The 23946-nt window shown below is 61.5% G+C and carries 26 protein-coding genes; 20 read left to right on the top strand and 6 right to left on the bottom strand.

The annotated features are described in order from the left end of the window. Positions 1-27: 27 nt before the first annotated feature. From AADW22_RS00865 to AADW22_RS00900, 8 genes are all read left to right on the top strand, one after another. Positions 28-1050, top strand: a complete 1023-nt coding sequence (locus tag AADW22_RS00865) for a TRAP transporter substrate-binding protein (protein ID WP_037942665.1) — start codon at positions 28-30, stop codon at positions 1048-1050. Between the two features lie 60 nt (positions 1051-1110). After that, on the top strand, positions 1111-1686 hold the full coding sequence (locus tag AADW22_RS00870) for a TRAP transporter small permease subunit (protein ID WP_037942663.1): 576 nt from the start codon (positions 1111-1113) through the stop codon (positions 1684-1686). Beyond that, positions 1686-3011, top strand: coding sequence for a TRAP transporter large permease subunit (locus AADW22_RS00875; RefSeq protein WP_064215597.1), 1326 nt, complete (start codon positions 1686-1688; stop codon positions 3009-3011). The genes AADW22_RS00870 and AADW22_RS00875 overlap by 1 nt, the downstream gene beginning before the upstream one ends. A gap of 10 nt (positions 3012-3021) precedes the next feature. Beyond that, positions 3022-4806 carry an IlvD/Edd family dehydratase gene (locus AADW22_RS00880; protein ID WP_407474053.1) on the top strand — a complete coding sequence of 595 codons (1785 nt, stop codon included), beginning with the start codon at positions 3022-3024 and terminating at the stop codon, positions 4804-4806. 4 nt (positions 4807-4810) lie between these two features. Next, positions 4811-5716: a sugar kinase gene (locus AADW22_RS00885; protein ID WP_407474054.1), complete on the top strand. Its 906-nt coding sequence runs from the start codon at positions 4811-4813 to the stop codon at positions 5714-5716. A gap of 93 nt (positions 5717-5809) precedes the next feature. Continuing rightward, the gene (locus AADW22_RS00890) at positions 5810-6586 is read left to right on the top strand and encodes an aldolase/citrate lyase family protein (protein ID WP_407474055.1); all 777 of its coding nucleotides are present in this window, start codon (positions 5810-5812) and stop codon (positions 6584-6586) included. Continuing rightward, positions 6583-7758: an MFS transporter gene (locus tag AADW22_RS00895; RefSeq protein ID WP_168592313.1), complete on the top strand. Its 1176-nt coding sequence runs from the start codon at positions 6583-6585 to the stop codon at positions 7756-7758. Before AADW22_RS00890 ends, AADW22_RS00895 begins: the two co-directional genes overlap by 4 nt. A gap of 76 nt (positions 7759-7834) precedes the next feature. Continuing rightward, the gene (locus AADW22_RS00900; protein ID WP_005850430.1) at positions 7835-8857 is read left to right on the top strand and encodes an aspartate-semialdehyde dehydrogenase; all 1023 of its coding nucleotides are present in this window, start codon (positions 7835-7837) and stop codon (positions 8855-8857) included. Between the two features lie 99 nt (positions 8858-8956). Here the strand turns inward: AADW22_RS00900 and AADW22_RS00905 are convergent, their stop codons facing one another. Then, the gene (locus AADW22_RS00905) at positions 8957-9556 is read right to left on the bottom strand and encodes an NYN domain-containing protein (RefSeq protein WP_005850432.1); all 600 of its coding nucleotides are present in this window, start codon (positions 9554-9556) and stop codon (positions 8957-8959) included. A 40-nt stretch (positions 9557-9596) separates the two neighbouring features. Continuing rightward, the gene (locus tag AADW22_RS00910) at positions 9597-10247 is read right to left on the bottom strand and encodes a carbonic anhydrase (RefSeq protein WP_037965419.1); all 651 of its coding nucleotides are present in this window, start codon (positions 10245-10247) and stop codon (positions 9597-9599) included. Between the two features lie 149 nt (positions 10248-10396). Between AADW22_RS00910 and AADW22_RS00915 the strand changes: the two genes are divergently transcribed. The 3 genes from AADW22_RS00915 (at position 10397) to AADW22_RS00925 (ending at position 13030) form a co-directional block, all read left to right on the top strand. Continuing rightward, positions 10397-10774, top strand: coding sequence for a hypothetical protein (locus tag AADW22_RS00915; protein WP_005850435.1), 378 nt, complete (start codon positions 10397-10399; stop codon positions 10772-10774). A gap of 67 nt (positions 10775-10841) precedes the next feature. Continuing rightward, entirely contained in the window at positions 10842-12224 is a 1383-nt protein-coding gene (locus AADW22_RS00920) for a leucyl aminopeptidase family protein (RefSeq protein ID WP_407474056.1), read from the top strand. Beyond that, entirely contained in the window at positions 12221-13030 is an 810-nt protein-coding gene (locus AADW22_RS00925) for a C40 family peptidase (RefSeq protein WP_407474057.1), read from the top strand. Before AADW22_RS00920 ends, AADW22_RS00925 begins: the two co-directional genes overlap by 4 nt. A gap of 31 nt (positions 13031-13061) precedes the next feature. On the opposite strand, the gene AADW22_RS00930 is transcribed toward AADW22_RS00925, so the two are convergent. Next, positions 13062-13412 carry a DUF2794 domain-containing protein gene (locus AADW22_RS00930; RefSeq protein ID WP_407474058.1) on the bottom strand — a complete coding sequence of 117 codons (351 nt, stop codon included), beginning with the start codon at positions 13410-13412 and terminating at the stop codon, positions 13062-13064. A gap of 113 nt (positions 13413-13525) precedes the next feature. On the opposite strand from AADW22_RS00930, the gene paaI reads away from it, so the two are divergent. Continuing rightward, positions 13526-13963, top strand: coding sequence for a hydroxyphenylacetyl-CoA thioesterase PaaI (gene paaI / locus AADW22_RS00935; RefSeq protein WP_407474059.1), 438 nt, complete (start codon positions 13526-13528; stop codon positions 13961-13963). Continuing rightward, positions 13960-15270 (top strand): phenylacetate--CoA ligase PaaK, encoded by a 1311-nt coding sequence (gene paaK, locus AADW22_RS00940; protein ID WP_407474060.1) that lies wholly within the window; start codon positions 13960-13962, stop codon positions 15268-15270. The genes paaI and paaK overlap by 4 nt, the downstream gene beginning before the upstream one ends. Here the strand turns inward: paaK and AADW22_RS00945 are convergent. Further along, positions 15267-15884 (bottom strand): TetR/AcrR family transcriptional regulator, encoded by a 618-nt coding sequence (locus AADW22_RS00945; protein WP_407474061.1) that lies wholly within the window; start codon positions 15882-15884, stop codon positions 15267-15269. The two genes, paaK and AADW22_RS00945, sit on opposite strands and share 4 nt — an antisense overlap. 149 nt (positions 15885-16033) lie before the next feature. On the opposite strand from AADW22_RS00945, the gene AADW22_RS00950 reads away from it, so the two are divergent. The 6 genes from AADW22_RS00950 to AADW22_RS00975 all read left to right on the top strand — a co-directional run bounded on the left by AADW22_RS00950 (position 16034) and on the right by AADW22_RS00975 (position 20876). Next, the gene (locus tag AADW22_RS00950) at positions 16034-16963 is read left to right on the top strand and encodes an AEC family transporter (protein ID WP_407474062.1); all 930 of its coding nucleotides are present in this window, start codon (positions 16034-16036) and stop codon (positions 16961-16963) included. A 101-nt stretch (positions 16964-17064) separates the two neighbouring features. Beyond that, positions 17065-17898, top strand: coding sequence for an S-formylglutathione hydrolase (fghA, locus tag AADW22_RS00955; RefSeq protein ID WP_407474063.1), 834 nt, complete (start codon positions 17065-17067; stop codon positions 17896-17898). A gap of 9 nt (positions 17899-17907) precedes the next feature. Beyond that, a complete protein-coding gene (locus AADW22_RS00960) occupies positions 17908-18357 on the top strand; it encodes a YaiI/YqxD family protein (RefSeq protein WP_407474064.1) in 450 nt (149 codons plus the stop codon). 49 nt (positions 18358-18406) lie between these two features. Continuing rightward, positions 18407-19027, top strand: coding sequence for an HAD family phosphatase (locus AADW22_RS00965; protein ID WP_180828415.1), 621 nt, complete (start codon positions 18407-18409; stop codon positions 19025-19027). After that, positions 19024-19944, top strand: a complete 921-nt coding sequence (locus AADW22_RS00970; protein WP_407474065.1) for an ornithine cyclodeaminase family protein — start codon at positions 19024-19026, stop codon at positions 19942-19944. The genes AADW22_RS00965 and AADW22_RS00970 overlap by 4 nt, the downstream gene beginning before the upstream one ends. After that, complete coding sequence (locus AADW22_RS00975) at positions 19941-20876, top strand: alpha/beta fold hydrolase (RefSeq protein WP_407474066.1); 936 nt, start codon at positions 19941-19943, stop codon at positions 20874-20876. The genes AADW22_RS00970 and AADW22_RS00975 overlap by 4 nt, the downstream gene beginning before the upstream one ends. On the opposite strand, the gene AADW22_RS00980 is transcribed toward AADW22_RS00975, so the two are convergent. Next, the gene (locus AADW22_RS00980; protein ID WP_009825556.1) at positions 20873-22114 is read right to left on the bottom strand and encodes an MFS transporter; all 1242 of its coding nucleotides are present in this window, start codon (positions 22112-22114) and stop codon (positions 20873-20875) included. The two genes, AADW22_RS00975 and AADW22_RS00980, sit on opposite strands and share 4 nt — an antisense overlap. A gap of 124 nt (positions 22115-22238) precedes the next feature. On the opposite strand from AADW22_RS00980, the gene zapE reads away from it, so the two are divergent. Next, complete coding sequence (gene zapE / locus AADW22_RS00985) at positions 22239-23297, top strand: cell division protein ZapE (protein WP_168592322.1); 1059 nt, start codon at positions 22239-22241, stop codon at positions 23295-23297. On the opposite strand, the gene AADW22_RS00990 is transcribed toward zapE, so the two are convergent. After that, positions 23294-23935 carry a hypothetical protein gene (locus tag AADW22_RS00990; protein ID WP_407474067.1) on the bottom strand — a complete coding sequence of 214 codons (642 nt, stop codon included), beginning with the start codon at positions 23933-23935 and terminating at the stop codon, positions 23294-23296. The genes zapE and AADW22_RS00990 overlap by 4 nt on opposite strands. Between the last annotated feature and the right edge of the window lie 11 nt (positions 23936-23946).

The raw sequence follows: 23946 nt of genomic DNA on the forward strand, positions 1-23946 counted from the left end.
TCACGACTTTTTAGGGAGGATAAACACATGCGCTTTACCGCTAGGCTTCTGGCCGCAACCGCACTTGTCAGCGCCGGGCTGGCCGGTGCCGCTGCTGCACAAGATTTTTCGCTCAAGTTCCAGTCATCTGATCCGGCAGGCAACGCCAACTTCTTGCTGCAACAAGAATGGGCCAAAGACGTCGCCGCCAAAACCGACGGCCGCGTCGAGGTCGATCTGCTGCCAGTTGAAACAATCGTCGCCCATACTGAATCTCAGGATGCCGTGGCGGCTGGCATTATTGATGGCCACGTCACTGATACCTCTTATTTCGCAGGGAAAGAGCCGGCGTTTGGCCTGATTGCCAATCCGGTCGGGGCATGGTCAGACCCGCAGCAGATGTTCGACTTTATGGAGAACGGCGGCGGCAATGAGCTGATGAACGAAATGCTTGAACCCTACGGTTTGCATTTCATCGGCGCGACGACCCCCGGCCTCGAGGCGTTTCTGTCGAAGGTGCCGCTGGACGGTGTGGACGATCTGAAGGGGCTGAAAATGCGCGCGCCCGAAGGTATGGTGCAGAAAGTCTTTGCCGCAGCGGGCGCGTCTCCGGTCAACCTGCCTGGCTCCGAGGTGTTCACCTCGCTTGATAAGGGCGTGATCGACGCGGCGGATTATACCGTCTTCTCGACCAACCACGCGCAGGGCATGCATGACGTGGCGAACCATCCTGTATATCCCGGCTTCCACTCCATGCCGCTGGTCGAGGTGTCGATCAACAAAGGTGTATGGGATTCGATGCCCGAGGATATCCAAAGCGCATTGGTGGAGTCCGTAAAAGACTTCCGGCAGCTCCAGGTGTCGACCTTGGCCGAACGTGATATGGCCGCGGTGAAAGAAGCCGAAGCCAACGCCGATATCACCGTGCACAATTGGTCCGATGAAGAGCGTGCGAAATTCCGCGCCTTCGCCAAAACCGAATGGGAGAAAGCGGCCGAGGCATCCGACGCATCGCGCAAGGTCTATGACACGCTGACCGCCTATCTCGAAGAAAACGGGCTGCTGAAATAAGCGCCGAAGCACCAGCACCCTTCCGGACAGACCGGAGGGGTGAACGCTCGGGAGGGGCACATGCAAGACAGGACAGATCCCAACGTCGCGGCCAGCGCACCCGTGGATATTGACGCACCCAAGGGGGCGATCCCAGAGGCCGGGCTGCTAGGGCGCGGCATCGACCGGATCGGCATCCTTTTTGCCTTTGCGATCCTCGCCTCTGCCGCGATCCTCGGGATCGAAGTGGTCTTGCGCTATGTCTTTGACGCCCCGACGATCTGGGCGCATGAGACGGTGATCTTTCTGAACGCCACCGCTTTTGTTTACGGGGGGCTTTATGTGGTATCGCGGGATGCGCATATCCGTGTGGTCCTGATCTATGATTACCTATCAGCCCCGTGGCGGCGCATTTTCAATGTGGTGATTTCGCTGGTCTGCCTCGTGGCGACAGCCTTCTTCGGCTGGGCCGCATGGCAAAGCCTTGTGCGGGCGGTCTGGACGCCAACCGGCGCGATCCGGCTGGAAAGCAGCGGCAGTGCATGGGATCCACCCACGCCGGGGATGCTTAAGATCTTTCTCTTTACAATTCTCGTGGTCATGGCCGTGCAGTTCGCTGTGCTTGCTTGGAACTACATGACAAAACAGGACCGGTGATGGACCTTCTCACAGCGCTGTTCGACTTTAAGGCCATGGGGATCGAAGTGGCGACAGGGGCGATGTTCGTCACCTTGTTCCTGCTGCTGATCACCGGCATGCCACTGGCTTTCGTGACCCTGCTCGTGGCGCTGATCTTTGCGCTTGGCTGGTTCGGGCCAATGGCCGTGCCGTTGATCACCAGTCGCATCTTCAGCTTCGTCAATTCCTTCGTCTTCGTGTCCGTACCGATGTTCGTATTGATGGCCGCGATCCTTGATCGGTCGGGCATTGCACGCGATCTGTTCGACGCCATGCGCGTGGTCGGTGGCCGTCTGCGGGGCGGCATCGCGATCCAGACTTTGCTGGTCGCCGTGGTGCTGGCCGCCATGTCCGGCATCATCGGGGGCGAGGTGGTGCTACTGGGTCTGCTGGCGCTGCCCCAGATGTTGCGGCTTGGCTATGACCGGCGTCTGGCCATCGGCGTCTGCTGCGCGGGCGGGGCCTTGGGGACAATGGTGCCCCCGTCCATCGTGTTGATCATCTATGGCCTGACGGCGTCCGTCTCTATCGGGGATCTGTTCACCGCGTCCTTCCTGCCCGGTCTGATGCTGGCAAGCTTCTATATCATCTACGTGCTGGTGCGGGCCTACATGAACCCCGACATTGCCCCGATCCCGGAACCGGACGAGATCTCGACAGCCGAGAAGATGCGTCTGCTCAAAGGGTTGATCTTGCCAATCATGGTGGTGATCTTTGTGCTGGGGTCGATCTATGGCGGCATTGCCTCGGTCACCGAAGCCTCTGCCATCGGGGTGATCGGCGTGACCCTGTCCACGATGATCCGCGGCGAATTCACCACAGAGCTGATGGTGGGCGCGGCCAAGCGAACCCTCGCGACCGTCGGGATGATCGTCTGGATCGGGATCGGTGCCTCGGCACTGGTCGGGGTCTTTAACCTGATGGGCGGCATCACCTTTGTCTCTAACCTGATCACCGGCGTGTCCGACAATCCAACCGTGATTGTCTTGTTCATGATGGCGATCCTCTTTGTCCTTGGGATGTTTCTGGACTGGGTAGGGATTGCGTTGCTGACCATGCCGATCTTTGTCCCGATCATTCGCGATCTTGGTCTTGATCCTGTGTGGTTCGGTGTGGTCTTCGCCATGAACATGCAGGTCAGCTTCCTGTCGCCGCCCTTTGGTCCCGCCGCCTTCTATCTCAAGTCGGTGACACCACCCGATATCTCTTTGGGAGAGATCTTTCGTTCTCTCCTGCCCTTCATTGCCCTTCAAATCCTCGCGCTCGCTATTCTCATTGCCTTCCCTGGCGTGACCGGCCGCTGAAAGACGAATTATGACCGACACCAAATCTCTGCGCTCCCGTAAGTGGTTCGACAATCTCGACGATCCGGAGATGACTGCGCTCTATATTGAACGCTACCTGAACTACGGGCTCACTCTTGAAGAACTGCGGTCAGGCAAGCCGGTGATCGGGATCGCGCAGACCGGCAGCGACCTGAGCCCTTGCAACCGCCACCATATCGAGCTGGCCAAACGGACCCGCGACGGGATCATCGCCGCCGGAGGCATCCCGATGGAAATTCCGGTGCATCCTATCCAGGAAACCGGCAAGCGTCCGACCGCGATGCTGGACCGTAACCTCGCCTATCTTAGCCTCGTCGAAAGCCTGTATGGCTATCCGATCGACGGCGTCGTGCTGACCATTGGCTGTGACAAAACCACGCCAGCGCTGCTGATGGCAGCGGCGACGGTGGGCATGCCCGCCCTGGCCTTTTCGGTCGGGCCGATGCTGAACGGCTGGCATCGGGGCGAACGCGCAGGATCGGGGTCGGTGATCTGGCAGGCGCGGCAAGAGCTGGCGGCCGGCACAATCGACGCCGAAGAATTCCTCGAGATCGCGGCCTCTTCCGCCCCCTCGGTCGGGTTCTGCAACACGATGGGCACCGCGTCGACGATGAACTCCCTGTCAGAGGCTTTGGGCATGCAGCTGCCCGGCGTTGCCTCTATCCCCGCACCTTACCGCGAACGCGGGCAAGCGGCCTATCATACGGGAAAACGTATCGTTGATATGGTCCATGCCGACCTGCGCCCGGCCCAGATCATGACCCGCGAAGCCTTCGAGAATGCCATTGTCGTCAACTCCGCACTAGGCGGTTCAACAAATGCGCCGATCCACCTCAATGCCATCGCCGCGCATCTTGGCATCGCGCTGAGCAACGGAGACTGGGAGGAATTCGGCCACGCCGTGCCCCTCCTCGTCAATATGCAGCCGGTCGGCACCTATCTGGGCGAAGACTTCCACCGCGCGGGGGGCACAGCCGCTGTGATCGGTGAATTGTTGCGGGCCGGGCTTTTGCCACATCCCGATGCGCTGACTGTAACCGGTCAAACGATCGCCGAACTCTACACCGACACGCCGATCCTCGATGAGGATGTGATTCGCCGCGCGGCGTCACCGTTGAAACCCAATGCCGGTTTCCTGAACATGCGCGGCAACCTGTTCGACAGCGCGTTGATGAAAACCTCTGCCATCGATGCGGGTTTTCGGGCGCGCTATTTCTCGAACGCGCAAGAGGCTTTCGAAGGCCGTGTCGCGGTATTCGACGGGCCAGAAGACTTTCACGCCCGCATCGATGACCCAGCGTTGGGGCTGACCGATGACAGTGTTCTGGTGATGCGTGGCGCAGGGCCCAAGGGCTATCCCGGCGGGGCCGAGGTGGTGAACATGCGCCCGCCAAGTTATCTGATCAAACAGGGCGTCCGCGCCCTGCCGTGTATCGGCGACGGGCGGCAGTCGGGCACCTCTGGCTCGGCGTCGATCCTGAATGCGTCGCCGGAAGCTGCGGATGGGGGCGGGCTTGCGCTGTTGCAAGACGGCGATCCGATCCGCATTGACCTGAAACAGCGCCGCGTGGACGTGCTGCTGGATGAAAACGAGCTTGCCGCGCGCCGCGCTGCGCTGGACGCTGCGGGGGGCTATGCGCAGCCAGAAAGCCAATCCCCCTGGCAAGAGATCTTCCGCGAGAAAGTACGCCCCTTCTCCGAAGGGATGGTCTTTGAAGGTGCTACCGAATACCGCGACATCACCAGCCGCGGCCTGCCGCGCAACAACCACTGACCCCATGCGCGACTTCGAAATCATCTGCATTGGCGAACCGCTGGTCGAGTTCAACCAGATCGACGGGACGCAGTGGCATCAGGGGTTCGGTGGTGACGTGTCAAACGTCGCCATTGCCGCTGCCCGTCTCGGCGCGCGCAGCGCCATCGCAACGCGCTTGGGCGACGACGGTTTCGGGCAAGAGCTTCGCAATCTTTGGAGCCGCGAGGGCGTCGATGCCTCCTGCGTTGCGACGGACGCATCAGCCCCGACGGGGCTCTACTTCGTGCGGCACGGGTCGGATGGGCACCGGTTCGAGTATCGTCGCGCAGGCTCTGCTGCCAGCAGAATGACCGCAGACAGCTTGCCTGTTGAGGCCATAGAGCGCGCCCGGTTCACCCATCTGTCCGGCATCACTCTGGCGATCAGTGCCAGCGCGCGCGATGCCGGTCTGGAGGCGATGCGTATCGCACGGGCGGCCGGACGGCAGGTGTCTTTCGATCCGAACTTGCGGCTGGCGCTCTGGCCCCTCGAGCAAGCCCGTTCCGTGATTACCCAAGCGCTCGGGCTGGCGGATATCGCGCTGCCGGGTCTGGATGACGCGCGCCAGATTACGGGTCTGGACACCCCCGAAGACATCGTGCGGGCATTTCACAAAATGGGGCCGGACATCGTCGCCCTGACCCTCGGAGAGGACGGCGCGCTTCTGGGGCACGCCGGAGCGATAACGCATATTCCCGGCGTTCCGGTCACAGCCGTCGACGCCACAGGTGCCGGAGACTGTTTCGACGGGGCCTTCCTGACCCGCCTGTCAAAAGGCGACACCCCCGAAGCCGCTTGCCACTACGCCGTCGCGGCCTCTGCGCTGTCCGTCCAGGGCTATGGGGCCGTCGCCCCGCTGCCCACAGTTGCCGACATGGCGGCGGGTTAGGCAAACGTCTGCGCGACGGGGGCAGCGCCCCCTCTGGACACTCCGTGATGCTTGACCCTAGGGTACGCTGAAACAGCACCAAGGATCATGCCCATGCCAGCCCCCTTCAACGCATTCAAACAGGCTTTGAAACAAGGCGACACCGTCTTTGGCTGCTGGTTGGGTCTTGCGGACACCTATAGCGCCGAACTGATGGGGACCGCCGGTTTTGACTGGCTGGTCATTGACGGTGAACACGCGCCGAACGACCTGCGCTCTATCATGGCGCAGCTTCAGGTGCTTGAAGCCTCTGACAGCCACCCCGTCGTGCGCGTCCCCGTGGGCGAGACTTATCTGATCAAACAGATGCTGGATGCGGGGGCGCAGACCTTGCTGGTGCCGATGGTCGATAACGCCGATCAGGCCCGCCAACTGGTGCGCGATGTCACCTATCCGCCTCACGGCGACCGCGGTGTCGGCTATGCGCTGACCCGTGCCGCGCGTTTCTCACAGGTCGCGGATTACGGCACCACGGCGGATGATGAGATCTGCCTGCTGGTGCAGGTCGAAAGCGTGAAGGGCCTTGAGAACCTGAATGCGATCCTCGCGGTCGACGGGATCGACGGCGTGTTCATCGGCCCTGCGGATCTGGCGGCTGATATGGGGTACATGGGCAATGCGCTCCACCCCGAGGTGCAAGACGCGATCATGACCGCGCTGCACAAGATACACGCGGCGGGTAAGGCACCGGGCATCTTGTCGACCCACGACGACATGACCCGCGACGCGCTTGAGGCCGGGGCGCAGTTTGTTGCGGTCGGGGCGGATGTTCTGCTGCTCAGCCACGCGGCGCAAGCGCTTGCGGGCAAATGGCGTGACACACTGACATGACACGTGGGGTAGCTTTGTTGGGGCTGGGCTATGTGCTCAGCCAGTTTTTCCGTGCCTTTCTGGCCGTGCTCAGCCCGTCACTGCGGGTTGATCTGGGGGCCACGCCCGAAGACCTCGCCTTTGCGTCGGGGCTTTGGTTCTTCTCCTTTGCGGCGATGCAACTGCCTGTGGGATGGGCGCTGGATACAGTCGGGCCGCGGCGCACGGCGGCCAGCTTGCTGCTGGTGGGCGGAGGCGGCGGGGCGGCATTGTTCGCGGTGGCGACGCAGCCGCTGCACATCAATCTGGCGATGATCCTGATCGGGATCGGCTGTGCGCCGGTGTTGATGGGAGCCTACTATATATTTGCGCGTGAATTCGCACCAAGCCGCTTTGTCGTGCTCGCCTCTGTCATGGTGGGCATCGGCACGCTTGGCAATCTCGTTGCCTCCTATCCGATGGCGATTGCGGCAGAAACGATCGGCTGGCGCGCGTCACTTTGGGGGCTTTGCGCCATCACCACGCTCACGGCGGTTGGCATCTGGAGCGTCGTGCGCGACCCCGCTACCCCCGAAGGGGAACAACGCGGCAGCCTTCTTGGCGTGTTCAAGATCAAGGCGCTGTGGTTCATCTTTCCCATCATGAGCGTCAGCTACGCCCAGGTCGGCGCGTTGCGCGGGCTCTGGATCGGTCCCTATTTCGAGGATGTCTTTGCTGCGAACGCTCACCAGATCGGCTGGGCGACCCTATTGATGGGGATCGCGATGGTGGCAGGCAGCCTCGCCTATGGCCCGCTGGACCGCGTGATCGGCAGCACGAAATGGGTGATTGTCGGGGGCACGGCGCTGAACCTCGCGGCCTTGGTGGCGCTTATGCTTTTCCCCGACAGCGGCATCATTCTTGCCACGGCGCTGATGGCCGCTGTCGGTTTCTTTGGCGCGACCTATGCGGTGATCATCGCCCACGGCCGCAGCTTTATGCCGCCGCAGCTCGTCGGGCGGGGCATGACCCTTTTGAACCTGTGCAGCATTGGTGGCGTTGGCGTGGCGCAGTTCCTGTCGGGGCGCGTCTATGCCGCCAGCCAGCCCGCCGTCACCGCGCAGGCCCCCTATGTGATGATTTTCACCCTGTTTGCCGCGCTCATGGCAGCGGGTCTGTTCGTCTACCTGTTTTCCCGCGATGCAGGCGAATAGGCCGCGCCCCCTTCCCCCGCGGGCCCAAGCGGTATAAGAGGCCCGCACCATCACATTTTAGTATTGGAGTTTTAAGATGGGTTATCGCGTCGTCATCGCGGGTGCCACAGGCAATGTGGGCCGTGAAATGCTGAACATTCTGGCCGAGCGCCACTTCCCTGTAGACGAAATCGTGGCACTTGCCTCGCGCAAGTCTATGGGATCCGAAGTCAGCTTTGGCGACAAGACGCTCAAGACGAAAGACTTGGATACGTTCGACTTCACGGGCTGGGATATGGCGTTGTTCGCCGTCGGTTCGGAAGCGACCAAAAAATACGCGCCCAAGGCCGCCAAGGCCGGTTGCGTGGTCATCGATAACTCGTCGCTGTACCGCTACGATCCGGATATCCCGCTGATCGTGCCAGAGGTGAACGCCGACGCGATCCACGATTATTCCAAGAAAAACATCATCGCGAACCCGAATTGCTCGACCGCGCAGATGGTTGTCGCGCTCAAGCCGCTGCACGACCGCGCCACAATCAAACGTGTTGTCGTGTCGACCTACCAGTCGGTGTCCGGTTCGGGCAAAGACGGCATGGACGAACTTTGGGACCAGACCAAATCGATCTACAACCCCACCGACGACAAGCCCGCGAAGAAGTTCACCAAACAGATCGCCTTTAACGTGATCCCGCATATCGACGTCTTCATGGACAGCGGTGACACGAAAGAAGAGTGGAAGATGATGGTAGAGACGAAGAAAATCGTCGATCCCAAAATCAAGGTCACAGCGACCTGTGTCCGCGTTCCGGTCTTCGTGGGCCACGCCGAATCGATCAACATCGAGTTCGAAGAGCATCTGGACGAGAACGAGGCCCGCGACATCCTGCGCGAAGCCCCCGGTATCATGGTCATCGATAAGCGCGAAGACGGTGGCTATGTCACCCCCGTTGAATGTGCGGGCGATTTCGCAACCTTCATTAGCCGCATCCGTCAGGACAGCACGATCGACAACGGTCTGAACCTGTGGTGTGTCAGCGACAACCTGCGCAAGGGTGCCGCATTGAACGCCGTGCAGATCGCGGAACTGCTGGGCCGCGAAGTGTTGAAAAAAGGCTAAGCGCCCCCTGATCTTTATGTCGGGAAAGGCCAGTGCGATGCGCTGGCCTTTTTCATGTCCGGCATGTTCAGATCAACGCTGCCGCGGGCGCTCTGGCCATCAGGCGGCGCTCTGTTTGTCTGACAGCGTGGCAAAGTCGAACCACAGCTCTTGTTGCCGGTATCCACCCTTGATCAGATGTCCGCGTCGTAGCACCTCGGGAAAGTCATCGGCCCAGTCACGGTAGCGGTCATTGCTCACGACAACCGCCCCCATCTCGCGCGCGGCGGTCAGGATGAAGGGATCGGCCGGCGATCCGCTTGGCACGACCATCACCTGATCCACCGGCAGCTTCAGCATCGCCGCCAGCGCCGCATCATCTTTGTAAGCGTTCGTCAGCAGATGCCCTGCGTTGGCATCAAAGACCACGCCTGTCTTGAAGCCAAGGTCTTTCAGGGTCCGCACCACGTCCTGCACTGGCGTGATCAGCGGCGTGCCGCCCCACCAGTACATGACGTTTGACCCGTCAATCACCACTGCCCCACGGGCACTGCGCCGGGATTGCCCCGCCAACCAGACCCGCGCCTCCCGCAGGAGCAAGATGGCGCTGGCGATGGCACAAGGCCCCGCCAGCAAAACCAGATCCCCCCAAACCGGCTGGGAGGTCGCGATGACCGTACCAATGATCGACACGGTCAGCAAAAGCGCAGGAACGATCACGCGCAGGTGCCGCCGGAACCGTCCCTGTCAGACCAGCCCATTATACGGGCCGGAACATCTCTTTATCGGCGCTATAGCACTCAAGCCCGCCCTCGCCGATGTTGTGCCACAGGCCGTGCAACGTCAGCTCGCCCGCTTTGACCTGCTGCGCCACAAAGGGGAACGTCATCAGGTTCTCAAGAGAGGTCATAACAGCGTGTTTCTCAAGCTGGCGCGCCTGCTCTTTCGGGTCTTCGATGTCCGAAACCGCATCGTATTTCGGGCGCAGGATATCCATCCACCGACCGACAAAGCTGTCTTTGGCATCCAGCGCCGGCGCGTTGCCTTTGCACATGTCCAGACAGCCCTGCACACCGCCACAGCTGGAGTGACCGAGCACGATAACATGCGCGACCTTCAACGACTGAACCGCATATTCAACCGCGGCTGACGTCCCGTGCTGCTGCCCGTCAGGCTGATAAGGTGGCACCAAGTTGGCGATATTACGGTGAATAAAGAATTCACCCTGATCCGCCCCAAAGATCGATGTTACATGCACGCGGCTATCGCAGCACGAAATTATCATCGCACGAGGATGCTGCCCGTCGCTGGCCAAACGGCGGTACCATGCCTCGTTTTCAGCGTAACTGGTTGCTTTCCATCCGTGATACCGTTGAACCAGATAATTCGGGAGCGGTTTCGCGTTATCCATCTCTGTCTCGCCTTTACTAAATTTTAGCCAAATTACTCTGAATTCGCATCGTATTCGAGCGAAAACGCACACGGCCGTAAACGAATTGGACATCAATTGGCCGACATAGTGCAGATGCGCTGTGGGGGCGTAATGATGAGGTGACTCTAATGTATGTATTGCAAATGCGGCCAGTCGAACAAGTCCGCGTAGATCAGGAACGTCTGGGTATCCTGTATGACCAACTGGGTGAATCAGGGGCCGAAGATGTCGTCTGTCGCGCGATGGAGGAATTGGCCCTGCGCATGTCCCACTGCGACCGTCTGTATCAGGCATCCAACTGGCTTGAGCTGCGTAAAAACTGCCGGTCGCTGATTGCGATTGCCGAACAGGTGGGGCTGCAAAAGCTGGCAAACGTCGCGGGGGATGTGATCTGCGCGATTGACCAGAACAGTCACGTCGCGATCGGGGCGACGCTCACACGGCTGATCCGCATCGGCGAACGGTCGCTGACCGCGATCTGGGACACGCAGGATGTGACCCTTTGACGGGCTTGCAGCGCCACAGGATACGTCTAGGCTGCGCGCGACTATCACGCACGAAAGGCCCAGCCCTATGTCCGCTCTCTTCGCCGACCCCTCCGCCGCTGCGATCCCGCTGCATCTGATTGCGTCCGATGCCCTGCCTGATTGGCTCGACGGGCAATCCGATGCCACACGCACTTGGGTCGCGGCACAGGGGTTTACCGGCGCGTTGGGGCAGGCATTGACGCTGCCGGGCGAAGATGGCGCGCTGCGCATGGCTCTGGCGGGCTACGGCACGGCCAGCGCCCGCAAACGGGGGCGCTTCCATCTGGCAGGTGCCGCGGCAAAGCTGCCCAAGGGCGACTATGAACTGCACGCCGACCTGGCCGCGGCAGAGCTCGCGGTAGAGGCTCTGGGGTGGCTGCTCGCGTCCTATCGGTTTGACCGCTACGCCTCGCAATCTCCGATGGCCGCCCGCCTTGTTGCGCCCGCTGGGATCGACGCCGATCACATCCGCGCCCTCGCCGAAGGGGAAATGCTGACCCGCGACCTGATCAACACGCCCGCCTCGGATATGGGTCCGCCCGATCTGGAAGCCGCAGCGCGCAAACTGGCAGATCAACACGGGGCGCGGATCTCTGTCATCACGGGCGACGATCTGTTGGCACAGAACCTGCCGCTGATCCATACTGTCGGCCGTGCCGCCGACCGCGCGCCCCGGCTGATCGACCTGACCTGGGGCAAAACCGGGAAAAAGCTGACGCTGGTGGGCAAAGGCGTGTGTTTTGACACCGGTGGGCTGAACCTGAAACCCGGCGCGTCGATGGGTCTGATGAAAAAGGACATGGGTGGCGCGGCGGCGGTGCTGGGTCTGGCGCATATGATCATGGCCACGGGGATGGACCTGCAACTGCGCGTGCTGATCCCCGCGGTTGAAAACGCAGTCTCCGGCAATGCTTTCCGCCCCCAAGACATCCTGACCTCGCGCAAGGGCCTCACGGTCGAGATCAACAATACCGACGCCGAAGGCCGGTTGGTGCTGGCCGATGCGCTGGCTCTGGCGGACGAGGACAAGCCCGACCAGATTATCTCTATGGCGACGCTGACCGGTGCCGCACGGGTCGCCGTGGGCCCCGATCTTGCCCCCTATTTCAGCGACGATCCCGATTTCGTCGCCGCGTTGGAATCCGCTGCCGCCACCCACGCCGACCCCGTCTGGCGCATGCCCTTCCACACGCCCTACGAGCCGCTGATCGAACCCGGTATCGCCGATCTGGATAACGCCCCCTCTGGCGGGTTCGCAGGCTGTATCACCGCCGCGCTGTTTCTGCGTCGCTTCGTCACCGACAGCCCCTATGCGCATTTCGACATCTACGGCTGGCAACCAAGCGCCGCCCCTGCCCGCGCCAAAGGCGGCGTGGGTCAGGCCACACGCGCGCTGCATGCCAGCCTCGGGGCGATCTTGTCAAAATGACCGACCGACGCCTGCATCCCGACCCCGAGCGGATCACCGAAAAGACGTCGGCGCAGATCACCCTACCGGTCGTTGATCTGAACCGCAGCCCCGACGGCCCCCGCGACCGACAAGCGCTCTTGGGTGAGGCGCTGACCGTGCTGGATCGCACCGATGGCACCGCCTATGTGCAACTGACCAAGGACAACTACTGCGGTTACATATCCGAAACCGCCATCGGCCCTGCGGTCCCCCCGACTCACGTCGTCACCGCACCCGCCACCCACGCCTATACGCGTGCCGATCTGAAATCACCGGATATCAGCAGCCTCAGCTTTGGCAGCCGGGTTATGGTGACGGGAACGGAAGGCCGATTTGCCCAGACCTCGCTTGGCCATATCCCGACCCAACACCTCGCCCCGCTGCCGCACGCTTTCCCGGACCCCGCCGCCGTCGCGGAGCTGTTTCTCGGCACGCCCTACCTCTGGGGCGGGAACAGCCGCTGGGGGATCGATTGCTCGGGCCTCGTTCAGGCCGCCTTCCTCGCCTGTGGCATTCCCTGCCCCGGTGACAGCGACCAGCAGCAGACCAGCTTTGCCGACCCCGTGGCAGGTGCAGGCCCCGTCCCGCGCGACATTCAACGCAATGACCTCCTGTTTTGGAAAGGCCATGTGGCGCTGGTCCGCGACTCCGCCACCATGATCCACGCCAATGCGCATCATATGGCCGTCACCCGCGAACCCATCCAGGACGCGCTGACCCGTATCGCCAAAACCGACGGCCCGCTGACCGGGCACAAACGCCTAAGCCCTTCCAAATGGCCTTAAATCCATCCGCCCCCTCGACCAGCGCGGCGGTCTAGGGGTCGACGGCGCGGATCATCTTGCGTTCCAGCACGCGCAGCACGGCAGCCAGATCCTGACCGCGGCGCAACACCTGTCCATTGGACCCGATCACCGCGTACATCCCTTGCTTCAACCGCAGCTTGGGGCGTTTCTCGATCCGGTAAAGCGGCATCTCTGCAGTGCGTCTGAAGATTGAAAACACCGCGACCTCGCGCAGCGAAGAGATTCCATAGTCGCGCCATTCCCCCGCCGCGACCATGCGCCCATAAAGCGACAGGATCGGGCCAAGCTCCGTCCGGTGAAAGGAAACCTGTTCGGGCGCGCGTTCATTCTGCGGGTGTGAGGGATGAATATGCACTGTCATGTTTTGACAGTTGCGCCCTTCGCCGCTCAAATCAAGAGAGCCACCGATCAATTCTCTTGAAAGCGTTACATTATCTGTGCAAGCATCCAAATTGTGAAACATAAAGGCCCGCTATGACCCCGCAACTCCGCGCCGAAAAATCCGCCGCTGCCATGTGGTCCACCGATACGGCCAGCCAGTTTTTGGGGATGCGCATCGACCATATCGCCCCCGGCGCGGCGGATCTGTCGATGGTGGTCACCGCGGCCATGTTGAACGGCCACGGCATCGCCCACGGCGGGTATATCTTCACCCTCGCCGACAGCGCCTTTGCCTTCGCCTGCAACAGCTACAACCAGCTTGCCGTCGCCCAGCAGAACCAGATTTCCTACCTCGCACCGGGGAAGGCTGGCGAACGGCTGCACGCGGCGGCGCGCGAACTATCCAGAACCGGACGCTCCGGCGTCTATGACGTGACTGTCACGGGGGAGGACGGGCGCACCATCGCCTTGTTCCGTGGCCTGTCACGCACCATCAAAGGCCACCATTTCGAGGAGGAAATGACCCCATGAAAGACCTCACGCCTGCCCGATCATCGCTTGACCCGATCGAGCTTGCCAGCCGCGATGAAATCAGCGCCCTGCAATTGGAGCGGCTGAAGAAATCCCTGCACCACGCCTATGCGAATGTCCCTTTCTACCGTCAAAGCTTTGATGCCGCAGGGGTCCACCCCGACGATCTGAACGACCTGAGCGATCTGGCGAAATTCCCCTTCACCGTAAAGACAAATCTGCGCGACAATTACCCCTTCGGCATGTTCGCCGTGCCCCGCGACCAGTTGGCGCGCATCCATGCGTCCTCGGGCACCACCGGCCAGCCGACGGTTGTGGGCTACACCAAGAATGACCTCGCCAATTGGGGCAGCGTCATGGGGCGGTCCTTGCGCGCGGCAGGGCTGAAACCCGGCGACATGCTGCATAACGCTTATGGCTACGGGCTGTTTACCGGAGGGTTGGGGGTGCATCTGGGGGCGGATAGCCTTGGACTAAGCACCGTACCGATCTCGGGCGGGATGACCCCGCGACAGGTCCGCCTGATCGAGGATTTCAAACCCGACGGCATCACGGTCACACCCTCTTATGCGCTGTCGATCCTGGATGAATACGCCCGTCAAGGCATCGATCCGCGCCAGTCTTCGTTGCAAGTGGGTATCTTCGGGGCTGAACCCTGGACCAATGCCATGCGGCTCGAGATTGAACAGGCGTTTGATATGCACGCTGTCGATATCTATGGTCTGTCCGAGATTATGGGCCCCGGCGTGTCCTGCGAATGTGTCGAAACCAAAGACGGTTTGCACATCTGGGAGGATCATTTCTACCCCGAGGTCATCAACCCCGAAACCGGGCAGCCCGTGGCCGATGGCGAACAGGGGGAGCTGGTCTTTACCTCGCTCACCAAAGAAGCGTTTCCCATCATCCGCTACCGCACCCGCGATTTGACCCGCCTGCTCGCCGGCACCGCCCGCAGCATGCGCCGGATGGAGAAGGTCACCGGCCGCAGCGACGACATGATCATCCTGCGCGGCGTCAACGTCTTCCCCACCCAGATCGAAGAGGCGCTGATGGCCACCCCCGGTCTCGCCCCGCATTTCCAGATCGAGCTCAGCAAGCCCGACCGCATGGATCAGATGCGGGTGCTGTGCGAATGTGTCGACGCCACCGTCGACGATGCCGCCCGGCAAACAGCGGCACAGCAGCTGGCCGCGCAGATCAAGGAAACCGTGGGCATCAGCGTGATGATCGACGTCGGCGATGTGAACACCATCACCCGTTCCGAAGGCAAAGCGGTGCGGATTATCGACAACCGGCCCAAGGGCTAAGCCGCGTAGCGCGCCAGAAATACATCGACCGCGCTGTCTACCACGCGGTCGATCTCTGCCTGAGAAATCCTGTCGATGATCCCAAAGGTCAGTCGCAGCCAGACATCCCCCTTGCAAAGCTCTCCGAATTGGTCGGCTGCAAGTAGCGGGTCCTCCATACGCAGCTGCCCACGGGCGACAGCGGTCTCGAAATACCCCGCCATCTCGCGCCGGACCACAGCTGGGCCGGAGTTATAAAAGCGCTGGCCAAGCTCGGGGAACCGATCACATTCGGCCACGCATAGGCGAAACATCTGCTGACCAAAGGTCGATGTGATGAACCCCAGCAGATGCCGACCGGCCAGCCCGAGCACCACACGCGGCGGCGCATCTGTGTCGATACTGTCGAAAGCCTGCCGCGACTGGCGGGCACATTCGGTATCGGCGACCTCCATGAACAACAGACGTTTGTCGGGGAAATAGCTGTACAGCGTCGCCTTGGACACGCCGGCGACACGGGCAATCGCGTCCACGCTCGCGCCCTCAAACCCGTCCGCCATAAAGACATCACGCGCCCCCGCAAGAACCTGATCGAATTTACGGCCCTTGCGAACCTGGGTCTGGTCACTGGTCATGAAGGCTCCGGCAGTTTGAAAGGCAGAGTATAAACTGAACCGTTCAGTTCCAAGTCCCAAATGCAGCCCCCCACCCCAAAGCCTGTGTATTTGCGTCACAGCACTGTTGCCCCGTTGCACGAAGCACAGCCAGCCGCTACCAATTTCCCATGCTGGCGATCTTTCTCAAGACACTTCCCTTTTTCGCGCTGATCGGCTTGGGCTATTGGGCCGGGCGCACGCGGTTCTTCACCGCAGAGGCCACGGCCTATCTGACCAAATTCGTCTTCTACTTCGCCCTCTCTGCCATGCTGTTCCGCTTTTCCGCCAACCTGTCCTTGGCCGAGGTCTGGGACAGCCGCCTTGTCGCGGCCTATCTATGGGGCACGGGCTTTGTCTATGGCATCGCAACGCTGACAGGCTTTCTGCGCCGCCTCGATGTCCCCGCCACCGCGATGGAGGCCCAATGTGCCGTGATCGGCAATACCGGCTTCCTCGGCGTGCCCATGCTGACCCTGCTGCTCGGGGCAGAGGCAATCGGCCCCGTCGTGCTGGCCTTGGCGGTGGATCTGATCGTGTTTTCCAGCCTCATCGTGATCCTGATCACCGGGGCGCGCGATGGTCAGCTGAGCCTCCGCGCCCTGCGCACGATTTCCGTGGGGCTGGTGAAAAACCCGATGATCTTCGCCATGACCCTTGGCTTTATCTGGTCCGGCCTTCAGATCCCGATCCCTGATCCGATGAACGAATTTCTGGCCATCCTCGGCGGGGCCGCGACCCCCGGCGCGCTTTTTGCCATCGGGGCGTCGCTGGCGACGAAATCGGCGGAAAAGCTGCATGTCGCGGGCTGGCTATCGTTTTGCAAACTCGTGCTGCATCCGGCCTTTGTGGGTTTTGCCGCGCTTTGGCTGTTCAACGTCGATCCGTATAAGGCGGGCGTGATCATCGCCACCGCCGCGCTGCCGGTCGCGGGCAATGTCTATATGCTGGCCCAACATTATAACGTCGGGCCGCAACGTGTGTCTGCCGCAATCCTTGTCTCGACACTGCTCAGCATCCTCAGCGTCAGCCTTGTCATCGCGTGGGTCACCGCGCTTTAGCCTTCACCCTTTTGCAAATACTCAGCCAGCGCAGCGTCCTGCCCTTGCCGCGCAGACCGAGGGCCGATAGCCATAGACCAACCAGACACAGGAGACGCCCGATGAAAACGATTTCCGAAAACGCCAGCTTCCGAGGCACCCAAGGCGTCTATTCCCACCGCTCCACCGCCTGCAACTGCGACATGACCTTTGCGCTGTTCCTGCCCGAAGAAGCGCAGCAGGGCCCGGTGCCCTTGATGTGGTTCCTATCGGGGCTGACCTGCACCCATGAAAACGCGATGACCAAAGCGGGGGCGCAGGCATGGGCCGCGGAACACGGGATCGCGGTGGTCTTTCCCGACACCTCCCCCCGCGGTGACGATGTGGCCGACGACGACGCCTATGATCTGGGCAAGGGCGCGGGCTTCTATGTGAACGCCACCCAAGACCCATGGGCACCGCACTTCCAGATGTGGGACTATATCGCCGACGAGCTGTCGGCGCTGCTGGGTGAAAACTTCGCGCTGGACATGGACCGGCAGGCGATCTGCGGCCATTCTATGGGCGGGCACGGGGCGCTGACGCTGGCGATGAACCTGCCGGGGCGCTTTACCTCGGTCTCGGCCTTCGCGCCGATTGCGCATCCAACCAGCAGTGACTGGGGCCGCAAACAGCTGGCTGGCTATCTAGGCAGTGACGAGACGACCTGGGCCAAATATGACGCGACGCTTTTGATGGCGGAGCGCGGCTTTGACGGGCCGATCCTCATTGATCAGGGCACCGATGACCAATTCCTTGATCTGCTGAAACCCGAAGCATTGGCCGAGGCAATCGCGAAAGCCCGCCAGAACGCCACATTGCGGATGCAGCCGGGCTATGATCACAGCTATTTCTTCATCTCGACCTTCATGGAAGACCACATCGCCTTCCACGCCGATGCGCTTTATGCGCGATAGGGCGCGGCGATGACGGTGCTTTATATCGACGCGGACGCCTGCCCCGTGAAGGCAGAGGCGGAACGCGTCGCCACCCGCCACAAGGTGCGGATGTTTGTGGTGTCCAACGGCGGGCTGCGTCCCTCGCAGAACCCGCTGGTCGAAACCGTGATCGTCCCCGATGGACCCGACATCGCCGACATCTGGATCGCCGAACGCTGCGGCCCCGGTGACGTCGTGGTGACCGGCGACATTCCCCTTGCCGCCCGCTGCGTCGAAGCCGGCGCGCGGGTGCTGAAACACAACGGCGAAGCGCTGACCGCAGCCAATATTGGCGATGTGTTGGCAACGCGTGATTTGATGGCCGACCTGCGTGCCGCGGACCCGTTTCGCCAGGGCGGCGGCAAAGGGTTTACAAAGGCCGACCGCTCCCGTTTTCTGGACGCGCTAGAACGCGAGCTTCGCGCGGCACAACGATAGGGCAAGGGCGGCGCAGGTGCCCCCACCGACCCGGCAAAAGGAAGAGCACATGAAACCAGCAGCAGTCGTCTTTGACATCGGAAATGTGCTGATCGAATGGCAGCCTGAACGGTTCTATGACTCCGTGATCGGAGAGGACCGCCGCCGCGCCATGTTCGCCGAGGTGGACCTGCACGGCATGAACGATCTTGTCGATAGCGGCCAGCATTTCACCGACACGATCTATGCCGCCGCCGAAGCCAACCCCGACTGGCGCGATGAGATCCGCATGTGGCATGATCGCTGGATCGAAATGGCCGCCCCCGTGATCCCCCGCTCTCTCAGGCTGAAAGAGGCGCTGCAGGCCAAGGGCGTGCCGGTGTTTTCGCTGACCAATTTCGGCATCCAATCCTATGATCATGCGGCAGAACACTATCCTTTCCTGCGCGCCTTTGATCGCGATTTCATCTCGGGTCATATGGGTATGATCAAACCCGATCCCGCGATCTATGCAGCGCTCGAGGAAGGATCGGGCCTGTCCGGCGACGCGCTTCTGTTCACCGACGACCGTATCGACAATATCAACGCCGCCAACGCCCGCGGCTGGCAGACCCATCATTTCACCGGGCCGGACGGATGGGCTGACAGGCTCGTCGCTGCGGGGCTGTTGACCGAAGCAGAGGCCGCATGACCCAGTTCGACATCATCCCCTTTGACGCCGGCGACGCGCTGCTGGACTGGATCGGCCTGACCGACGCACTGGCCCAGGGGCACAACCTGCCGCGCGCCGAGATCGCGGATACGTTTTTGTATCGGGGCAAGGATACCTTGCTGAACCGCGCCGCATGGATCGACGGGCTGGGGTTGGCGGTGAAATCCGCCACCATCTTTCCCGACAACCCCGCTAAAGGGGCACCGATGGTGAACGGCGGCGTGTCGCTTTACGCAGATGATCACGGCGCGCTCGAGGCTTTGGTAGATTTCCACCTCGTGACCAAATGGAAAACCGCCGGTGACAGCCTGCTCGCCGCGCGCAGGCTTGCCCGCCCTGACAGCCGCAAAATCCTGATCGTCGGCGCGGGCACCCAAGGGCGCGGTCTGCACGCTGCCTACCGGGCGGCGTTTCCCGATGCCGCATTCACGGTGTGGAACCGATCCGCCCCCAATGCTCAGGCGATGGCACGTGATATCGAAGGGCTGCGCATCGCCGATGATCTTGAGACCGCCGTGCGCGACGCGGACATCATCACCAGCGCCACCATGTCGACCGAACCGCTGATCAAGGGCGCGTGGCTGCAACCCGGCCAGCACCTTGACCTGATCGGTGCCTACCGCCCCGACATGCGCGAGGTGGATGATACGGCGCTGACCCGTGCCCGGGTCTTTGTCGACAGCCTCGACACCACGGTTGAACATATCGGCGAGTTGAAGATTCCGATCGCCCAAGGTGTGCTGAGCGCAAGTGACATCGTCGCGGATTACTATGATCTCGGCGCGTTCACCCGCCGGTCAGAGGATGACATCACCCTGTTCAAAAACGGCGGCGGCGCACATCTCGACCTGATGACCAGCCGCTATATCCTTGACCGGTGGCGCGCTCACAGATGATCTGGTTTCTTCTCATTGCGGCTCTGATCATCGCAATCCCGCTTGTGATCGAACGCAACCGTGCCGAAATGGAGGACGCGGACCGCGGCAGCGCCCTTGGCCAATTCGCAGAGCTGCCCGACGGGGTTACCCATTACGCGTGGACCGGCCCCGTCCAAGGCCCTGTTGTCGTTTGCATCCACGGGCTGACCACCCCCAGCATCGTCTGGCGCGCGGTCGCCCGCGGGTTGGCGTCGATGGGGTACCGGACGCTGACCTATGACCTTTACGGGCGCGGCTATTCCGACCGTCCGTCCGGCCCGCAAGATCGCCAGTTCTTTATCAAACAGCTGCAAGACCTGCTGGAAGATCAGGATGTCACCGGCAGCTTTACCCTGCTGGGTTATTCCATGGGCGGCTCTATCGCGACGTGCTTTGCCGCCGCTTTCCCCGAACGTGTCGAACGGCTGATCCTGCTGGCGCCCGCAGGGATGGGGCTGGCGCCGAACAAGCTGGTCGACTTTATGGCCAAAACCCCGCTGGTCGGCGATTGGCTGATGTTGGCGCTGTTCCCGCCGACCTTCCGGCGCGGCATCAGGGCCGAACGTGACATCCCCGTGCAGGTCCGCCACATCCACGACCATCAGGCCGAACAGCTGGACTATAAGCACTATGTTCCTGCGGTGCTGGCCAGCCGTCGCGGTATTCTGGCGGATGTGCTGCGGGATGAACACCGCGCGATCCGGACGCATGATATCCCTGTGCTGGCGCTTTGGGGGCAGGACGATCAGGTGATCCCCGCGTTAGCCATCGGCAGCCTTGCCGAATGGAACCGCGCCGCCGAACACGAGGTGATCAAAGGCGCGGGCCACGGCCTGCCCTATACCCATGCGCCCCAGATCATTGCAGCGATCAAGGCACATATCGACACGGCGGATAAAGCGACGGATTAACTCGTCACCAGCCCGGGCAACCGCTTCTCGCGGATGGGCAAATGGATCAGCGCGCTAAACGCGCCCACGGCCACACCGATCCACCACACGGCGGTGTAATCGCCGTAAGCGTCATACATCCGCCCGCCCAGCCAGACCCCCATAAAGCTGCCCAACTGATGGCTGAAAAACACGATCCCATAAAGCGTGCCCATATAGCGCAGCCCATAAATATGCGCGACCAGCCCGCTGGTCAGCGGCACCGTCGCCAACCACAATGCCCCCATCCCGATAGAGAACAGGATGACCGACACCGGCGTGATCGGCAGCAGGATAAACAACGCCGCAATCACGGTACGTCCAGTATAGATCGCAGCCAGCAGGTACTTTTTGGAATAGCGTTTGCCCGCCCACCCCGCCAGCAATGTTCCGGCGATATTGGCCAGACCGATCAGGGAAATCGCCACCGCACCCAGGGCAGAGGTTGTTGTGATCCCGATGTTATGCAGCACGCCACCCGCAAGGATCGGACCGCAAAGTTCGGTCACGAAGGCAGGAAAATGCGCGGTGATAAAGGCCAGCTGATAGCCGCAGGAAAAGAACCCGATAAAGATGAAGGTAAAGGTCGGGTCGCGCAGCGCCTTGCCCAGGATTTGCGACAGGCTTTCCTCCAGTTCGGCCTTGCTGGCCATCGCGGGGGCGCGCATCAACGGCAGCGTCAACAACATCGCCATGATCGCGCCCGCAAAGACAAGGAAGGTCGCCTGCCAGCTGAGGAACCCCAGCAACCATTCCGCCACTGGCGCACCAAAGACCTGACCTGCGCTACCCGCCGCCGTGGCAATGGCCAGCGACATGGACCGGTTCTCGGCCGTTGAGGCGCGGCCCACCACGGCCAAAATCACGCCAAAGCCCGTTCCCGCGATCCCGAAACCCACCAACCACGCATAGGTTTGGTGTTCAATCGGTGACACCGAATTGGCCGACAGCACCAGCCCCACGGCATAGACCACGGACCCGATGATAATGGCGCGGCGGTCTCCGATCTTCTCGGCCATCGCGCCAAAGATCGGTTGGCCGATGCCCCAGGCGAGGTTCTGGATCGCGATCGCCAGCGAGAACTCGGAGCGGAGCCAGCCGAACTCTTCCGCGATGGGGATCTGAAAGACGCCAAAAGAGGCACGCACGGCAAAGCTCACCATGATGATCAGACACCCGACGATCAGCACCGGTGTGAAGATTGACGTATTTTTTTCCATGATGACCCTCGAAGCACGTGCCGCCACCGTAGCTTTGAAACCGGGGCCGTCAATTTCAAAACTGCGCGCCTATCGGCCTGCGGGGGTTCTTTCCAAAGCCTGTGGCACATTGTAAGCCAAAGGCATGACTGATTTACGCACCATTTACGATAACCGCGTTGCCGACGGCAGCCTGTCGCCGGACCCCGCGCAAGAGGCCGTGCTGCCAGAGCTTGACCGCATTCGCAGCGCCTTGATGGCCCCGCAGAAAAAGGGCTTTTTCAAGCGCGCGCCCGAGCCACCGCAGGGGCTGTATCTTTGGGGTGGTGTGGGTCGCGGCAAGTCGATGCTGATGGATATGTTCGCGGCAAATATGGGCGATGTGCCAACGCGGCGGGTGCATTTCCACGCGTTCATGCAGGAAATTCACAGCGCGATGCATGAGGCGCGTAAAACTGGCGTCGACGATGCGATTGCGCCAGTCGCGGCCGAAGTCGCGAATAGCGTGAAGCTGCTGGCCTTTGACGAGATGCAGATCACCGACATCACTGACGCCATGATCGTGGGCCGGCTTTTTGAGGCACTCTTTGCGGCTGGTGTGGTGGTGGTCACAACGTCGAACCGGATACCGGATGACCTCTATAAAGACGGTCTGAACCGCCAAATATTCCTGCCCTTCATCGAATTGATCAAAGAGAAGATGAAGGTGATGGAGCTCGCCAGCCCGCGCGACTACCGACAGGATCGGTTGGCGGGTACGAAATCCTATTTCACCCCCGTCAACCCAGAGAGCCGTGCCGCGATGAATGCCGTCTGGGAGGATCTGGCTGGCGGCCCGGGGGAGGAGCTGATCCTGCGGGTGAAGGGGCGCGATGTCGTCGTGCCGGAGTTTCGCAACGGTGTCGCCCGCGCCAAGTTCCACGCGCTTTGTGGTCGGCCCCTAGGGGCGGCAGACTATTTGACATTGGCAGAGGCCGTGCGCGTGTTGATGCTGGATGATATCCCCAGTCTTGGCCGGTCAAACTTCAATGAAGCCAAACGCTTTGTGACCCTGATTGACGCGTTATACGAGGCTAAGGTGAGGCTGATCTGCTCGGCCGCGGCCGAACCCGAAATGCTATATCTGGAGGGGGAAGGCACCTTCGAGTTCGAGCGTACGGCATCGCGTTTGCGCGAAATGCAGGGGGAAGGCTGGGGCGCTTAATTGCGCCGCCGCCCCGGGGCGTACCCATCCCGCTGCAGATCGACTGCGGCCAGATAGAGTGGCGCGGCCTGATTGTGGTAAAAGGCGACGGATTGGCGGATCTGCTGCCCGTCGTGAGCATGAGCTTGATCGCCGTCAGTCTGGCGGGCGGCCAAAGCCTTGCGTTCAGCGACAACAACCGCCGTCAGCAAACCTGCCGTATTCAGCGCACCAGAGGCTGTCGTAAGCGCCGGTGGTACTTTGAAATCGCCTTTGGCCGCCGCGCTGTTCAGCAAAGTATCAATATAGCTGTCCGACCGTTCCGTGCTGATCGCCCAGATCAGGTAGGATTCAAGCACTTGGCCGCGTTTGCTATCATCGAACGATTGGACGATCGCGCTGACGGCATCCCCCACGTCAAAGGAAGCGTCTTTGTGCATCTTGTTGAGCAGCGTCGCAGGCGACAGCGGCACAAAGGCTGGCCCACCGGAGGCCAGATACGCCACCTGTCCATTGGCATAGCCCTGCGCGGCGTCGTGGGCCGCGGAAGATAGCCAGTGATCGACGATAAAGGTCACACCGACAAAGATTGCGAGCAGACGGAGATGGCCGAACACCATCCTGCGCAGCGCAAGGAAATTCTGATACGTATTGGTCATTGCATTGGTCC

It is taken from the genome of Sulfitobacter sp. PM12 (assembly GCF_045586035.1).
Classification (GTDB): Bacteria; Pseudomonadota; Alphaproteobacteria; order Rhodobacterales; family Rhodobacteraceae; genus Sulfitobacter; species Sulfitobacter pontiacus.

What these genes read in the sequence shown, in the direction of transcription:
- AADW22_RS00975 (WP_407474066.1), top strand. Translation starts at nt 19,941, where the DNA reads ATGATCTGGTTTCTTCTCATTGCGGCTCTGATCATCGCAATCCCGCTT.
- AADW22_RS00910 (WP_037965419.1), bottom strand. Translation starts at nt 10,247, where the DNA reads ATGGATAACGCGAAACCGCTCCCGAATTATCTGGTTCAACGGTATCAC.
- AADW22_RS00890 (WP_407474055.1), top strand. Translation starts at nt 5,810, where the DNA reads ATGCCAGCCCCCTTCAACGCATTCAAACAGGCTTTGAAACAAGGCGAC.
- AADW22_RS00885 (WP_407474054.1), top strand. Translation starts at nt 4,811, where the DNA reads ATGCGCGACTTCGAAATCATCTGCATTGGCGAACCGCTGGTCGAGTTC.
- AADW22_RS00875 (WP_064215597.1), top strand. Translation starts at nt 1,686, where the DNA reads ATGGACCTTCTCACAGCGCTGTTCGACTTTAAGGCCATGGGGATCGAA.
- AADW22_RS00965 (WP_180828415.1), top strand. Translation starts at nt 18,407, where the DNA reads ATGAAACCAGCAGCAGTCGTCTTTGACATCGGAAATGTGCTGATCGAA.
- AADW22_RS00980 (WP_009825556.1), bottom strand. Translation starts at nt 22,114, where the DNA reads ATGGAAAAAAATACGTCAATCTTCACACCGGTGCTGATCGTCGGGTGT.
- AADW22_RS00925 (WP_407474057.1), top strand. Translation starts at nt 12,221, where the DNA reads ATGACCGACCGACGCCTGCATCCCGACCCCGAGCGGATCACCGAAAAG.
- AADW22_RS00915 (WP_005850435.1), top strand. Translation starts at nt 10,397, where the DNA reads ATGTATGTATTGCAAATGCGGCCAGTCGAACAAGTCCGCGTAGATCAG.
- AADW22_RS00960 (WP_407474064.1), top strand. Translation starts at nt 17,908, where the DNA reads ATGACGGTGCTTTATATCGACGCGGACGCCTGCCCCGTGAAGGCAGAG.
- AADW22_RS00900 (WP_005850430.1), top strand. Translation starts at nt 7,835, where the DNA reads ATGGGTTATCGCGTCGTCATCGCGGGTGCCACAGGCAATGTGGGCCGT.
- AADW22_RS00930 (WP_407474058.1), bottom strand. Translation starts at nt 13,412, where the DNA reads ATGACAGTGCATATTCATCCCTCACACCCGCAGAATGAACGCGCGCCC.
- AADW22_RS00865 (WP_037942665.1), top strand. Translation starts at nt 28, where the DNA reads ATGCGCTTTACCGCTAGGCTTCTGGCCGCAACCGCACTTGTCAGCGCC.
- AADW22_RS00970 (WP_407474065.1), top strand. Translation starts at nt 19,024, where the DNA reads ATGACCCAGTTCGACATCATCCCCTTTGACGCCGGCGACGCGCTGCTG.
- AADW22_RS00895 (WP_168592313.1), top strand. Translation starts at nt 6,583, where the DNA reads ATGACACGTGGGGTAGCTTTGTTGGGGCTGGGCTATGTGCTCAGCCAG.
- AADW22_RS00950 (WP_407474062.1), top strand. Translation starts at nt 16,034, where the DNA reads ATGCTGGCGATCTTTCTCAAGACACTTCCCTTTTTCGCGCTGATCGGC.
- AADW22_RS00945 (WP_407474061.1), bottom strand. Translation starts at nt 15,884, where the DNA reads ATGACCAGTGACCAGACCCAGGTTCGCAAGGGCCGTAAATTCGATCAG.
- AADW22_RS00880 (WP_407474053.1), top strand. Translation starts at nt 3,022, where the DNA reads ATGACCGACACCAAATCTCTGCGCTCCCGTAAGTGGTTCGACAATCTC.
- AADW22_RS00920 (WP_407474056.1), top strand. Translation starts at nt 10,842, where the DNA reads ATGTCCGCTCTCTTCGCCGACCCCTCCGCCGCTGCGATCCCGCTGCAT.
- paaI (WP_407474059.1), top strand. Translation starts at nt 13,526, where the DNA reads ATGACCCCGCAACTCCGCGCCGAAAAATCCGCCGCTGCCATGTGGTCC.
- zapE (WP_168592322.1), top strand. Translation starts at nt 22,239, where the DNA reads ATGACTGATTTACGCACCATTTACGATAACCGCGTTGCCGACGGCAGC.
- fghA (WP_407474063.1), top strand. Translation starts at nt 17,065, where the DNA reads ATGAAAACGATTTCCGAAAACGCCAGCTTCCGAGGCACCCAAGGCGTC.
- AADW22_RS00990 (WP_407474067.1), bottom strand. Translation starts at nt 23,935, where the DNA reads ATGACCAATACGTATCAGAATTTCCTTGCGCTGCGCAGGATGGTGTTC.
- AADW22_RS00870 (WP_037942663.1), top strand. Translation starts at nt 1,111, where the DNA reads ATGCAAGACAGGACAGATCCCAACGTCGCGGCCAGCGCACCCGTGGAT.
- paaK (WP_407474060.1), top strand. Translation starts at nt 13,960, where the DNA reads ATGAAAGACCTCACGCCTGCCCGATCATCGCTTGACCCGATCGAGCTT.